Here is a 14,661-nt window from a genome sequence, read left to right as displayed (position 1 = left end):
AGGCGGCGGCGCGCGCGACGCGCCCGGCGGCCCCGGCGCATGCCGACAAGGAATCCACGTCGATCCGCGTGGGCGTGGAAAAAGTCGACCAGGTCATCAACCTTGTCGGCGAGCTGGTCATTACGCAAGCCATGCTGGCGCAGACAGCCTCCACGCTGGATCCGGTCCTGCACGATCGCCTGCTCAACGGCATGGAGCAGCTGGAACGCAACGCCCGCGACCTGCAGGAAGCGGTGATGTCGATCCGCATGATGCCGATGGACTACGTGTTCAGCCGCTTCCCGCGCCTGGTGCGCGACATCGCCAGCAAGATGGGCAAGCAGATTGAACTGCAGACCTACGGTCGCGCGACCGAGCTGGACAAGAGCCTGATCGAACGCATCATTGACCCGCTGACGCACTTGGTGCGCAACAGCCTGGACCACGGCATCGAGACGCCCGAAAAGCGTATCGCCGCCGGCAAGGATCCGGTGGGCCAACTGGTGTTGTCCGCCCAGCATAACGGCGGCAACATCGTCATCGAAGTCAGCGACGACGGCGGCGGCCTGAATCGGGAGAAGATCCTGAAGAAGGCCATGGCCCAAGGCTTGGCAGTCAACGAGAATTCGCCGGACGACGAAATCTGGCAACTGATCTTCGCGCCGGGTTTCTCGACGGCCGAAAAGGTCACGGACATCTCCGGCCGCGGCGTCGGCATGGACGTCGTGCGCCGGAACATCCAGGACATGGGCGGCCACGTGCAGCTGTCTTGCGAGCCGGGCAACGGCACGACGACGCGAATCGTGCTGCCGCTGACGCTGGCCATCCTGGACGGCATGTCGGTGCGCGTGGGCGAAGAAACCTTCATCCTGCCGCTGAACCACGTGACGGAATCGCTGCAACCGACCAACGACCAGATCTATTCGGTGGCCGGCAACGAACGCGTGATGCATGTCCGCGGCGAATACCTGCCGCTGGTCGAGATGCACCGCGTGTTCTCCGTCAACGACGCCCAGACCGATCCCACGCAGGCCATCGCCGTCATCATGCAGGCCGAAGATCGCCGTTTCGCGCTGCTGGTCGATCACCTGATCGGACAGCACCAGGTCGTGGTCAAGAACCTTGAGTCGAATTACCGCAAGGTCCCCGGCATCTCCGCCGCCACCATCCTGGGCGATGGCAGCGTGGCGCTGATTGTCGACGTATTTGCGCTTGCGCGCGCCAACCGTGAACGTTGGTCGCAGCCCGAAGCCATTCTGAATTGATGGAGCACTAAAAAATCATGGCAGCCAAACCGCAAGCGCAATCCGCGCGCAACGAAGATGTCGGCAGCGAATTCCTGGTCTTCACGCTGGGCGATGAAGAGTACGGCATCGACATCCTGAAAGTGCAGGAAATCCGCGGCTACGACGCCGACACGGTGACCCGCATCGCCAACGTTCCCTCGTTCATCAAGGGCGTGACGAACCTGCGTGGCATCATCGTCCCGATCGTCGACCTGCGCATCAAGTTCAACCTGAGCCGGGTCGAATACAACGAGCAGACCGTTGTGATCATCCTGAATCTGGACCGTCGCGTGGTCGGCATCGTGGTCGACGGCGTGTCCGACGTGCTGATGCTCAACGCCGGCCAGATCCGTCCGGCGCCCGAGTTCGGCGCCACGCTGTCCACCGAATACCTGACCGGTCTGGGTACGGTGGATGAGCGCATGCTGATCCTGGTGGATATCGAAAAGATGATGACCAGCGATGAAATGGCGCTGGTGGAGAAGGCCGCTTCCTGATCGGAATCCGGCCGGAATGCGGGGTAGAGGCGCCATATTGAATCCGATGTGGCGCTTTCCTTTAACGATTGCAGTCAAGGGATGGTTCTTGTGATGCGCAAGTTTTTCGCGAACATGACGATACGCAGCAGCCTTTTGTGGGTGCTGGCGTTTTTCTCATTCATGTTGGTGATCGGGGCGGCACTCGGCGTGCTGTCCCTGCGCATCAGCAATGGGACCCTGGCCGAAATCAAGCAATCGCAGGAACTGGACGACGCGGTAGGCCGCGTGGTGTACAGCTACAAGGACTCGATGAATGGTCTCGCCCGTGCGGCGACCGCCAACTATGCGGATATCGTCAGCAGCGTCGGCCAGGCCACCTTGCTGACGCAAGGCCTGTCTTCGGAGGCCACCGGCCTGCTGGAGCGCGCCAAAGCGGCCATGAACAAGGGCCAGGCGGAATTCGAGTATTACAAGACGCTGCCGCAGCCTGCCGAGGCTGCCGACTCGCTCAAGGAAATCGAGGCCTCGTATGGCGCGCTGGTGCAGCAAGGCCTGACGCCGCTGGTCGCCGCCCTGGAAAAGGCCGACATGCCGGCCTACCAGAAGCAGGTGCAGACGGTGCAGGACGCGCTGGAAGGGCGCTTCGCCCGTGCGGTCGAGGGGTTCGATTTCTGGCGTGCCAGCAAGATGCTGGACGCGCATGAAGTGGCGCAGGTGCGCTATCAATTCGTGCTGATCGCCGTCGGTGCGGGCGGCGTCATCGCCGCGCTGCTGGTGTTTGCGACCTATGTGTTCCTGCGCCGCCGCGTGCTGCAGCCGCTGAAGGAAGCCGGCCATCATTTCGACCGCATCGCAGGCGGCGACTTGACCGCCCGCGTGGACGTGCGCAACACCAACGAAATCGGCCAACTGTTCGCTGCACTCAAGCGCATGCAGGAAAGCCTGACGCGCACGGTGTCGACGGTGCGCCGTGGCGTGGACGAGATCAATGTGGGCTCGCATGAAATCGCGGCCGGCAATACCGACCTGTCCAGCCGCACCGAGCAGCAGGCGGCGTCCCTTGAGGAAACCGCGGCCTCGATGGAACAACTGGCCTCCACCGTGAAGCAGAACGCCGACAATGCGCGCCAGGCGAACCAGCTGGCGGCAAGCGCCTCGGACGTGGCCGAGCGCGGCGGTGCCGCGGTGTCGGAAGTGGTGAACACCATGCACGGCATTTCGGCCAGTTCGCGCAAGATTTCGGAAATCGTGTCCGTCATCGACGGCATCGCGTTCCAGACCAACATCCTGGCCTTGAACGCCGCAGTGGAAGCGGCGCGCGCGGGCGAGCAGGGCAAGGGCTTTGCGGTGGTGGCGGGTGAAGTGCGCTCGCTGGCACAGCGCAGCGCGCAAGCGGCCAAGGAAATCAAGGGCCTGATCGAAGACTCGGTCACGAAGGTGGGTGCGGGTTCGCAGCAGGTGGAACGCGCGGGCGCGACGATGCAGGAGATCGTGGCCTCCGTCAAGCGCGTGACGGACATCATGGGCGAGATCTCGGCGGCGTCCGAGGAACAATCCAGCGGTATCGACCAGGTCAACCGCGCCGTGTCGCAGATGGACGAGGTGACGCAGCAGAACGCGGCCTTGGTGGAAGAAGCGGCCGCTGCCGCAGGTTCGCTGCAGGAACAAGCCCAACGGCTGGCGGAAGCGGTTGCGGTATTCAAGATCAACGCAGGCGAAGTCATCGAAGTGCCGGCGCATCGCCTGTCTTCGGCGCGTTCGTCCGATGACGACTCTCGCTTGCAAGCGCCCGACGCGTTTGCGCTCGGGCACTGAGGAGCGTAGTGGCAACCGCAGCAACTTCGGCGCCGTCCATCCCGGTGGACCGCCAATTCGATTTCCGCGACGCGGACTTTTCCCGCGTGCGCAAGATGATTCATGCGCGCGCCGGCATTTCGCTGGGCGCGCACAAGCGAGAAATGGTCTACAGCCGGCTGGCGCGGCGCTTGCGCGCCCTGGGCCGGCAGGATTTCGGCAGTTATCTGGACCAGCTGGAAAACGAGCCCGACGCGGCCGAGTGGGAAGACTTCGTCAATGCGCTCACGACCAATCTGACGGCGTTCTTCCGCGAGTCGCACCACTTTCCCATCCTGGCCGATTTTGCGCAGAAGCGCGGCGGCCCGGTGTCGGTGTGGTGCTGCGCCGCCTCCACGGGCGAAGAGCCATATTCCATCGCCATGACGCTGGTCGAGGCGATGGGGCCGCGAGCCAGCGCGTGTACGGTGCTTGCCACCGACATCGACACGAATGTGTTGAACCGGGCGCGGGCGGCGGTGTACCCGGCCGAACGGGTGGCGAAGATGGAAGAAGAGCGGTTGCGGCGGTTCTTCCTCAAGGGCCGTGGCGCCAACGCAGGCCAGGTCCGGGTGCGTCCCGAGATCGCCGACATGGTGCGTTACGAAACGCTGAACTTGCTGGCGCCTTCCTGGGCGATCAACGAAAAGTTCGATGTGATCTTCTGTCGCAATGTCATGATCTATTTCGACAAGCCGACGCAGGCGAAGATACTGGAGCGTTTCGTGCCGCTGCTCAAGCCGGGTGGCCTGCTGTTTGCCGGGCACTCCGAGAACTTCACCTACATCAGCCGGGATTTTCGTCTGCGCGGGCAGACGGTCTACGAATGTGCGAGTAAGGCCTGATCGGGCCAAGGCAGCAAACAATGAAAAAAATAAGCGTTTTGTGTGTGGACGACTCCGCGCTGGTGCGCGGGTTGATGACGGAGATCATCAACAGCCAGCCGGATATGGAAGTGGTTGCGACCGCGCCGGATCCGCTGGTGGCGCGCGAGCTGATCAAGCGCCATAACCCCGACGTGCTGACGCTGGACGTCGAAATGCCGCGCATGGATGGGCTGGATTTCCTGGAAAAGCTGATGCGCCTGCGGCCGATGCCGGTCGTGATGGTGTCGTCGCTGACGGAGCGCGGTGGGGAAATCACGCTGCGCGCGCTGGAACTGGGCGCCATCGACTTCGTGACCAAACCCAAGCTGGGCATCCGCGACGGTTTGCTGGAATACACCGAAATCATCGCGGATAAGATCCGCGCGGCCTCGCGGGCCAAGCTTCGCGCGCCCACGCCGCATGCGCCGCAAGCCGCGCCCGCGCCGATGCTGCGCCGGCCGCTGGCAAGCTCGGAAAAGCTGGTGATCGTAGGCGCCTCCACGGGCGGCACCGAAGCCATCCGTGAAGTCCTGCAACCCCTGCCTCCGGACAGCCCCGCCATTCTGATCACGCAGCACATGCCCGCCGGCTTCACGCGATCGTTCGCGCAGCGCCTGGACGCGCTGTGCGCCGTGACGGTGCGCGAGGCGGTTCACGGCGACCGGGTGTTGCCCGGCCACGTCTACCTGGCGCCGGGCGGCGACACGCATATGCGCCTGGGCCGCAGCGGCGCCAACTATGTGATCGAGCTGGAAGCCAGCGAACCGGTCAACCGCCACCGTCCGTCCGTGGACGTGTTGTTCAATTCCGCCGCCATAGCCGCCGGCAAGAACGCCATCGGTGTCATCTTGACCGGTATGGGCAAGGACGGCGCTGCCGGCATGCTGGCCATGCACCGCGCGGGCGCGCATACGATCGCGCAAGATGAAGCCAGCTGCGTGGTGTTCGGCATGCCCCGGGAGGCCATCGCCATTGGCGCCGCGGATGAAGTGGTAGCGCTGTCGGCAATTAGCGAACGCATTCTGACTCGCCTGGGCGACCGTGGACACCGCGTTTGACGCGGCTGAATCCACGATCGGTCTCAAGCAAATTTTTCTGGAGTGAAAGATGGTAGACAAGGGCCTGAAGATTCTGGTGGTGGATGACTTCCCCACAATGCGGCGAATCATCCGCAACCTGCTCAAAGAGCTGGGTTTCGAGAACGTGGACGAGGCCGAGGACGGTGCGATCGGGTTGGAAAAGCTGCGTAACGGCGGCTTCCAGTTCGTCGTGTCGGACTGGAATATGCCCAACCTGGACGGCCTGGAAATGCTCAAGCAGATCCGTGCCGACGCCTCGCTGGCCTCATTGCCGGTGCTGATGGTGACGGCCGAAGCCAAGAAGGAAAACATCGTGGCGGCGGCTCAGGCCGGCGCCAACGGGTACGTGGTTAAGCCTTTCACGGCGGCAACGCTGGAAGAAAAGCTCACCAAGATCTTCGAGAAAATTGCCGGCTGAGGTGTGCAATGAGCACAACGCAAAACGTTGAACCCACAGCGGAGAATCCTGACCTGATCCACCGCATTGCCTCGCTGACCCGCATGTTGCGCGACAGCATGCGCGAACTGGGCCTGGATCAGGCGATCAAGGACGCGGCCAATGCGATTCCGGACGCCCGCGATCGCCTGCGCTATGTGGCGCAGATGACCGAGCAGGCGGCCAATCGCGTCTTGAACGCAACCGAGCAGGCGGGCCCCATCCAGGACAATATGTCGCGTTCGGCGCAGGCGCTGGATTCCCGCTGGCAGCAATGGTATGACCAGCCGCTGGAATTGCCGGAAGCGCGCGAGCTGGTGAAGGACACGCGCTCGTTCCTCGCGGATGTGCCCAAGCAGACGCAGCAGACCCAGTCCAAGTTGATGGAAATCATCATGGCGCAGGATTTCCAGGATCTGACGGGCCAGGTCATCATGCGCATGATGGACGTGGTGGGCGCGATTGAACGCGAACTGTTGCAAGTGCTGCTGGACAACGTGCCGCAAGAGCGCCGCGACGAAGCCAACAGCCTGCTCAACGGGCCGCAGATCAGCCCGCAGGGCAAGACGGACGTCGTCACCAGCCAGGACCAGGTCGACGACCTGCTGGCCAGCCTGGGCTTCTGATCCTTCGCGCCGCACCGCTTGGCCTTGGCGCCGGCGGTGCGGGGCGCGGGCAGTCCGCGCGCATGAACGTATTCCCTAAGGGCGCAATCAGCGCCTGATCGATAGACTTCCCGCCATAAGAAAAAACGGGGCCTTGCAGCAAGAGACACGGCGCGCGCAAAGCGCGCCAGGCAACGGATGCCCATAGAAGGCGATCCGGGCCAGCACAAGGAGGTCCATCTTGGCCAGATCCGTATTCCGCTTGGGCGGCATGTGGGGGTTGTTGCGCCGGCTTAACCGCGGCGACGCCATGCTGTCGGATCGCACGCTGCCGATCAGTCCCGCCGTTTTTCCACTGCATCGCTTTCTGGGGCAGATCCGCCGGCGGATCATGACCGTGCGGCAATCCAGCATTGAAATCGCACTGAACGCGGCCCGCACGCAGTTCCAGGCGGGACGTTGTTCGCTCCTTGCGCAGGAGCAGGCGCGGGCGGCGGGCGCACTGGCCGACAGCGGCGCGCAGATCGCCGCCTTGTCTACGTCCACTTCCGACCATGCCCGTGAAATCGCCCAGGTTTCGAGCCGGAACCTGCACGCGGCCGAGCTGGCCCTGGCGGAGCTGTCTGAGGTGAAGGCCCGCGTGGACCGCATGACGCGCGAGATGGCCGCATTCACCGAGGTCGTGGGGCAGTTGACCGGGCGCGCGCGTTCGGTGGGCGACATCAGCAAGCTGATCAAGGACATTGCCTTGCAGACACAGTTGCTGGCGTTGAACGCGGGGGTGGAGGCTGCCAGGGCAGGGGACGCCGGGCGCGGTTTCGCGGTGGTCGCCAGCGAGGTCGGTCGGCTGGCCGAACGCGTGAACGCCGCTACCAGCGATATCGGCCGGCACACGGCAGAGATGCTGGACCTGGTGGATACCACCCAGCGGCAGACGGGCACGTTGCGCGACGACGTGGACGCCTCCGGCGTGGTGCTGGACCGCACGTGCGCCGACTTCCAACGTTTCGTGCGGGACTTCGACAGCATGAACCGCCAGGTGGGTGAGGTGGTGCAGGCGATCGGCGACGTCGACGCCACCAACCACGGCATGAGCCAGGAAGTCGGACGCATCGCGGCGCTGAGCGCCGACGTGCTGGAACGTGTGGGCCACATGTCGGGCGAGATCGACCGCATCCGCCGCCAGACCGAAAGCGTGCAGGAAGTGCTGGCTGACATGCGCACCGGCAATACCGCGTTCGACCACCTGTCCGACGCCGTGGACGACTTCCGGGCTGCGGCCGTCCGCCTGCTGGAAGACGCGCGCCGTCAAGGGGTGGACGTGTTCGACCGGCATTACCAGCGCATCCCCGGCAGTGAGCCGGCGCGCTACCACACCCTGTACGACCGGGCGATCGACGGGCCCCTGACCCGATTGCTGGACAGCGTGCTGGAAGCGGTGCCCGGCGGCATCTACACGATCCTGGTGGATAGCCGGGGTTACGCACCGGCGCACAACAGCCGGTTTTCGCACGCGCCCACGGGCGATGCCGCGATCGATATCGCCCGGGTGCGCAACAAGCGGATTTTCGACGACCCCGTCGGCGCCCGGTTGGCCGCCAATACGGGGTCGATGCTGTTTCAGACCTATTCGCGGGACACCGGTGAAATCGTGAATGACATTTCAATTCCCATTTATTTGGGGCCGGAACACTGGGGCGCCGTGCGCATCGGCCTGGACTACGTGCGCTTCCAGGCCGCGCTGGAAGGCGCGGCGCCACTCCAAGAGGCAGTTTCGGCGGGGCGCTGACCGGGCGCGGGGCCGGCCGCCGCCGGGCAGCCGGTCAGGGGCGGAGCGCCAGGCCCGTTGCGCATCCGGGAATAGCGCCGCTTTCCCCCCGTTTCTTGGGTGATCGCCAAACCCCGGGGCCTCCTAGAATCTCGGCGGGCAGCTCGTAATCCGAAAATCCGCGAGCCGCAACGACACCGCAGAGCATGGCCGAAGAAAGCGACCTCGAAAAATCCGAAGCCGCCTCTCCCAGGCGCCTGGAAAAGGCGCGCGAGGAGGGGCAGATTGCGCGTTCCCGGGAATTGGGCACGTTCATGATGCTGGCCGCCGGTGTCGCGGTGATCTGGATGAGCGGCGGCGCCCTCTACCAGGGCCTGAGCGGCGTATTGCGCAACGGCCTGGCGTTCGATCAGCGCATCGTGGCCGACCCCGGCGTGATGGTGGAACAGGCCGTCAGCGGTTTCGGCCACGCGTTGCTGGCGACCCTGCCGGTGTTCGGCGTGCTGGTGGTGGTGGCGGTCCTGTCCAGCGTCCTGCTGGGGGGCATCGTCATTTCGGGCAAGCCGCTGCAGGCGAATTTCTCGAAGCTCAGCCTTTTTGCCGGCCTGAAGCGGATGTTCTCGTCGCAGACCGTGGTGGAATTGATCAAGGCCTTGGCCAAGGCCATGCTGGTGGGCGGCGTGGCCGTCTGGGTCATCTGGCGCTACCACGACGACATGCTGAGCCTGATGCACGTGGCGCCGTCGGCCGCCCTGACCAAGGCGCTGTCGCTGGTGGCGCTGTGCGTCACCTTCATCGTGGCGTCCCTGCTGATCATCGTGATGCTGGACGTGCCGTGGCAGATCTGGAGCCACTTGAAAAAGCTGCGCATGTCCAAGGAAGACGTGCGCCAGGAACACAAGGAAAGCGAAGGCGACCCGCACGTGAAGGCGCGCATCCGCCAGCAGCAGCGCCAGGCGGCGCGGCGCCGGATGATGTCGGAGGTGCCGAAGGCGGACGTCGTGGTGACCAACCCGACGCATTACGCCGTGGCGCTGAAGTACGACGAGGAAAAGAGCGGCGCGCCGCGCGTGATCGCCAAGGGCACGGGGCTGATCGCGGCCAAGATCCGCGAACTGGCCGCCGAGCACCGCGTTCCCACATTGGAGGCGCCGCCGCTGGCGCGCGCATTGCATCAACACGTCGAACTGGGGCAAGAAATCCCGGGCGAGCTATATACCGCGGTGGCGGAAGTGCTGGCGTGGGTCTTCCAGCTGCGTTCGTGGCGCTCGGGATGGGGGGTCGAACCGACCGCTCCGACCCGACTGGCCGTGCCCGCCGCACTGGACCCGCAGGCAAACACCGCAGCACAAGGAGTTTAAGGAATGAGCGCTTTGCTCACCATGTTGAAGAGTAGCGGGGCCGGCCACGCGCGGCTTCTGGCGGGTCCGGTCCTGATCGTGATGGTGCTGGGCATGATGGTGCTGCCCTTGCCCACGTTCCTGCTGGACTTGCTGTTCACCTTCAACATCGCGTTGTCCGTGATGATCCTGCTGGTGGCGATGTTCACGCGCAAGCCGCTGGATTTTGCCGCGTTCCCGGCCGTTCTGCTGTTTGCGACCCTGCTTCGCCTGTCGCTGAACGTGGCGTCGACGCGCGTCGTGCTGCTCAACGGCCATACCGGGCCGGATGCGGCGGGCAAGGTGATCGAGGCGTTCGGCCACTTCCTGGTGGGTGGCAACTTCGCCGTCGGGATCATCGTGTTCGTGATCCTGACCATCATCAACTTCATCGTCATCACCAAGGGTGCCGGCCGTATCGCCGAGGTGGGCGCGCGCTTCACCCTGGACGCCATGCCCGGCAAGCAGATGGCGATCGACGCCGACCTGAATGCGGGCCTGATCGGCGAAGACGAGGCGCGTCGCCGTCGCGCCGAGGTCTCGCAGGAATCGGACTTCTTCGGCTCGATGGACGGCGCCAGCAAGTTCGTGCGCGGCGACGCCATCGCCGGCCTGCTGATCATGGCGATCAACATCATCGGCGGCCTGATCGTGGGCGTGGCGCAGCACGACATGTCGATGAGCGATTCGGCCCGCGTCTACACGCTGCTGACCATCGGTGACGGCTTGGTCGCGCAGATCCCGGCGCTGGTGATCTCGACCGCTGCTGGTGTGGTCGTGTCCCGCGTGTCGACCGACCAGGACATCGGCCAGCAGATCATCAGCCAGCTGTTCTCGAACCCCGCCGTGCTGTTCCTGACGGCCGGCATCATCGGCATCATGGGCCTGATCCCCAACATGCCGCACATCGCCTTCCTGTCGTTGGCCGGCGCGCTGGGCTGGGGCGGCTGGATGCTGCACAAGCGCCGGCAGAAGGCGGCGCAGGCCGCCGAGCAGATTCCGCCGCAAGCGGTCACGCAGGCCCAGGCCGCGGCTGCGGAGGCGAGTTGGGATGACGTGTCCATGGTCGACCAGCTGGGCCTGGAAGTGGGCTATCGGCTGATTCCGCTGGTGGACCACGCCCAGAATGGCGAATTGCTGCACCGGATCCGCAGCCTGCGCAAGAAGTTCGCGCAGGACGTCGGCTTCCTACCGCCGGTCGTGCATATCCGCGACAACCTGGAACTCAAGCCCAACGACTACCGCATCCTGCTGTCGGGCGTGGAAGTGGGGCATGGCGTGGCGATGCCGGGCCAGTGGCTGGCTATCGACCCGGGTGGTGTCACCGTCCAGATCAAGGGCACGCCCACGACCGACCCCGCGTTCGGCCTGCCGGCGCTGTGGATCGACGGCGGCCTGCGCGACCAGGCCCAGGTGGCGGGCTACACCGTGGTGGATGCCGGCACGGTGGTGGCGACGCACTTGAACCACTTGATGCACCGCCACGGTTCGAATCTGCTGGGCCGCCAGGAAGTGCAGCAACTGCTGGACCGTATCGGCCGCGATGCGCCCAAGCTGGTCGAGGACCTGGTGCCAAAGACGCTGTCGCTGACCGCGCTGCAGAAGGTGCTGCAGGGCCTGCTGTCCGAAGAAGTGCCGATCCGCGATATGCGGACCATCATCGATACGCTGTCCGAACACGGTCCGCGCCTGGCGGCGCAGGCGGCTGGCTCGGGCGGCCAGCCCGACATCAACGAATTGATCATGCTGACCCGCCGTTCGCTGGGTCGCGCGATCACGCAGCAATGGTTCCCCGGCGAGGGCGAGCTGCGGGTCATCGGCCTGGATGTAAAGCTGGAACGCGTGCTGTCGCAGGCCATGACCAGTACCGGCGGGCTGGAGCCCGGCCTGGCCGATACCTTGCTGCGCGAAACGCAGGCGGCGGTCGAGCGCCAGGAATCGCAGGGCAATGCGCCGGTGCTGCTGGTGTCGCCGGTGCTGCGCGCGCCGCTGTCGCGCTTCTTGCGCCACCACCTGCCGCAGCTGGGCGTGTTGTCGAATACTGAAATTCCCGATGAGCGCATGGTCCGCGTGACCGCGCTGATCGGCGGGAGCAATGGGCCATGAAGATAAGCCGCTTTTTTGGCGTCAACAGCCGTGAAGTAATGCGCCAGGTGCGCCAGGTGCTGGGGCCGGATGCGCTGATTGTGTCGAACCGCAGCGTGGATGGCGGTGTGGAAGTGCTGGCTACCGTCGAGGGCGCGTTTGACGATGCGGCCTCCGAGACGCCGCAACGGGAGGCCGCCCCGTATTCCCCGGCGCCCGCCGAGCGGTCATATGCGGCTCCTGCTGCTCCCGTCGCGCCTGCCGCCATGCCGCAGACAGGCTATGCCGCGCCGTCCCGTTCGATCGCGGCCTACCAGTCTGCGTTTGCGTCGTCGGCATTGCCGGAAGAGGACACGGGGCCTGAAGACGTCGGCGGCGCTACCTCCGCCCCGGCCGTGCCGTATCCCACGCCGCTGCAACCTGCGCCCGCACAACCGGCAGCGGTTGCGACGCGGGTAGAGTTGCCCGCATTGCCGCCGACCCGCCCGGCAATGCCCGCCATGCCGGCGCCTGCCGCCATGCCGGCGCCTGCCGCCATGTCCATGTCTGCGCCTGCCGTTGTGCCTATGGCTGCCCCTGCCGCTGCCGCGCCCATGCCTCCGCCTGTGGCCGCCGCGCCTTCCATGGCCCGGACGCCGGATGCGCCGTTGCGCCAGCCGCCGGCCATGCCTGCCGCCGCGCTGCCGACAGACACCGCCGCGGGTTTGCAAGATGCCATTAGCGCGTTGCGAGGTGCGCTGGAAACCCGCATGGATGGCTTGCTGTGGGGCGGCCGACCGGGTTCGGGCCGCGAACCCGCCGCCGCCGCGCTGTTCCGCAGCCTCTTGGACGCGGGGTTCAGCACGAAGCTGGTGCGTGCGCTCGTGGACCGGCTGCCGCAAGGCATGACGGCCGACGCCGCCCAGTCCTGGGCGCGCAATGAACTGGTGACGCACCTCCCGGTTGTCGCATCCGAAGACGAATTCCTGGCCGGCGGAGTCTACGCGCTGGTGGGGCCGACCGGCGTCGGCAAGACCACGACGCTGGCCAAACTGGCTGCCCGCTGCGTGGCCCGCGAAGGGCGAGACCAGGTCGCGATGCTGACCACGGACTTGTTCCGGATCGGCGCGCTGGAACAATTGCAGATTTATGGCCGCCTGATGGGCGTGCCGGCGCACTCGGTGCGCGATGCCGCCGAGTTGCGCCGCATCCTGGCCGAACTGGGCAACCGCAAGATCGTGCTGATCGATACCACCGGCATCAGCCAGCGTGACCGCCTGGTGGCCGAGCAGGCCGCCATGCTGTGCAACGCCGGCAAGCCGGTGCGCCGCCTGCTGGTGCTGAACGCCGCCAGCCAGGGCGACACCCTGGACGAAGTGGCGCATGCCTACCGCAACGGCGTGGGCGAGGACGTGGCCGGCTGCATCATTACCAAACTGGATGAGGCCACGCGATTGGGCGCCGCGCTAGATACGGCGATCCGCCACCGGCTGCCGATCCACTATATGTCGGTCGGCCAGAAAGTGCCCGAGCACATGGAGCTTGCGCGCGCCGACACGCTCATCGACCGCGCCTTCGCGATGGTCGAGCGCGCCCGCGCGCTCTACACGCCCAGTGAAGCGGACCTGGCGTCGTTGGCGCCGGCCGCCCGCGAAGCCGATGCCGTGGATCCCGCGCGCCGCCGCCAGTTGCTAGCGTCCGCGATCCTGCGTCCGCAAGGCGGGTCGGCGTCTATCGCGGCCGCGCAGAATCTTGACGATACGATCGCCATGCTGGACAGCGATCCGGCGTGCGCTCAGGCGCGCGCGTCGTGGCGCGAGTACGTCGGCGATGGGGCGGGCGCAAGCCTGGCCGCGCTGGGCGACGAGCCGCTGGCGATGGTGCGGCGCGAATTCTCGGCCACCTGCCACCGCCACTTGCTGGCCGTGCACGGCAAGACCACCATGAAGGGCGAAGGCTTGCCTGGGGGAACGCTGTTGGGCGCGTTGCTGATGAGCGACCGCGGCGCCGCCCTGGCCGCGCCGGCGCAGCAGCTGGCGCTGGCGCATGGCATGTTGACGTCGTTTGCGCCGGCCGCGCCCGGGCAGCCGGATGCGGCCCTGGCGCTGGAGGCCCGCGTGCGCTGGCTGGGCGAACAATTGCCGCGCCTGCCGCTGGTGCACTTGCTGGAGGCGGGCACGTCCGGCCTGTGGCAGTCCTTGACCGGGCAGGGCGCATCGTGGGTGGCGCGCTGCCCCGGCGGCATGCGGGTGATCCAGGACGAATGCCCCACCAATCTGAATGCGGTCGGCAAGAGCGTGGGTTATCTGCCGGTGGGCCAGCCGGGCGACATGCCCGGTCTGCTGACCGAAAAAGCCGGCAAACGGGTGCCGCTCGCACTGTGGGCGTCGGGCACGGAAGTCGCCTTGCCGGGCAAGAACAGCGACGGGGCAGCGATGCGCCTGGTGTGCGCGCGGCTGATCGATACCGAAAGCGGCGAGATCGCCGCGCAACTGTTCGGCGTGACGAACTTGCCGGCGTCCCAGGCCGATGCCGCCACCGTGGCACGCTGGCTGGTGCTGCAGGATGAGGCGCGCGCCGGGTTCCGCTATATGGCCAATGCCTGGCAGGCGTTGCCGGCGGTGGATGGCGCGCATACCTTGGCGCGGCAGTCCTTGATGGCGGGCCAGTTGGGCGCCGCCTGCTGGCAGATGGCGCACTCTCCGTCCGCGGATGTGGTCCGCGGGCCGTTGTCGGGCATCGTGGGTTCGGAGCGCAAACTGTCGGGCCGCATGTTGCCCGTGGCAATCCTCAAGATGTTCGCGATGCTGGAAATGACCGGCGGGGCGTAATCCCAAGGCGAGTCCGCACCAATAGAAAGGCGGCGCAATGCGCCGCCTTTTTTTAT

General features: G+C 65.8%; 11 protein-coding genes. All 11 read left to right on the top strand.

Annotated elements, in window-relative coordinates; translation table 11 throughout:
* Positions 1-1,244 (top strand): chemotaxis protein CheW (locus tag AC27VE_RS28835; RefSeq protein ID WP_488705666.1); only part of this gene is annotated, 1,244 nt, incomplete at its 5' end.
* Between the two features lie 17 nt (positions 1,245-1,261).
* Positions 1,262-1,762, top strand: a complete 501-nt coding sequence (cheW, locus tag AC27VE_RS28830; protein ID WP_105559861.1) for a chemotaxis protein CheW — start codon at positions 1,262-1,264, stop codon at positions 1,760-1,762.
* A 93-nt stretch (positions 1,763-1,855) separates the two neighbouring features.
* Positions 1,856-3,559, top strand: a complete 1,704-nt coding sequence (locus tag AC27VE_RS28825) for a methyl-accepting chemotaxis protein (protein WP_488705665.1) — start codon at positions 1,856-1,858, stop codon at positions 3,557-3,559.
* Between the two features lie 8 nt (positions 3,560-3,567).
* Positions 3,568-4,422, top strand: a complete 855-nt coding sequence (locus tag AC27VE_RS28820) for a CheR family methyltransferase (protein ID WP_488705664.1) — start codon at positions 3,568-3,570, stop codon at positions 4,420-4,422.
* A 20-nt stretch (positions 4,423-4,442) separates the two neighbouring features.
* A complete protein-coding gene (locus tag AC27VE_RS28815; protein WP_488705663.1) occupies positions 4,443-5,501 on the top strand; it encodes a protein-glutamate methylesterase/protein-glutamine glutaminase in 1,059 nt (352 codons plus the stop codon).
* Positions 5,502-5,550: 49 nt separating this feature from the next.
* Positions 5,551-5,940 (top strand): chemotaxis response regulator CheY, encoded by a 390-nt coding sequence (cheY, locus tag AC27VE_RS28810; RefSeq protein ID WP_008159684.1) that lies wholly within the window; start codon positions 5,551-5,553, stop codon positions 5,938-5,940.
* An 8-nt stretch (positions 5,941-5,948) separates the two neighbouring features.
* Complete coding sequence (gene cheZ, locus AC27VE_RS28805) at positions 5,949-6,584, top strand: protein phosphatase CheZ (protein ID WP_488705662.1); 636 nt, start codon at positions 5,949-5,951, stop codon at positions 6,582-6,584.
* A 220-nt stretch (positions 6,585-6,804) separates the two neighbouring features.
* Complete coding sequence (locus AC27VE_RS28800; protein WP_488705661.1) at positions 6,805-8,352, top strand: methyl-accepting chemotaxis protein; 1,548 nt, start codon at positions 6,805-6,807, stop codon at positions 8,350-8,352.
* Positions 8,353-8,537: 185 nt separating this feature from the next.
* Complete coding sequence (flhB, locus tag AC27VE_RS28795) at positions 8,538-9,692, top strand: flagellar biosynthesis protein FlhB (protein WP_488705660.1); 1,155 nt, start codon at positions 8,538-8,540, stop codon at positions 9,690-9,692.
* A 3-nt stretch (positions 9,693-9,695) separates the two neighbouring features.
* The gene (flhA, locus tag AC27VE_RS28790; RefSeq protein WP_088588370.1) at positions 9,696-11,816 is read left to right on the top strand and encodes a flagellar biosynthesis protein FlhA; all 2,121 of its coding nucleotides are present in this window, start codon (positions 9,696-9,698) and stop codon (positions 11,814-11,816) included.
* On the top strand, positions 11,813-14,605 hold the full coding sequence (gene flhF / locus AC27VE_RS28785; protein ID WP_488705659.1) for a flagellar biosynthesis GTPase FlhF: 2,793 nt from the start codon (positions 11,813-11,815) through the stop codon (positions 14,603-14,605). The genes flhA and flhF overlap by 4 nt, the downstream gene beginning before the upstream one ends.
* The last annotated feature ends 56 nt before the right edge of the window (positions 14,606-14,661 follow it).

The sequence above is a fragment of the Achromobacter sp. 18P8.1.1 genome (genome assembly GCF_057799415.1).
This window is presented reverse-complemented; position numbering and strand designations above follow the sequence as displayed.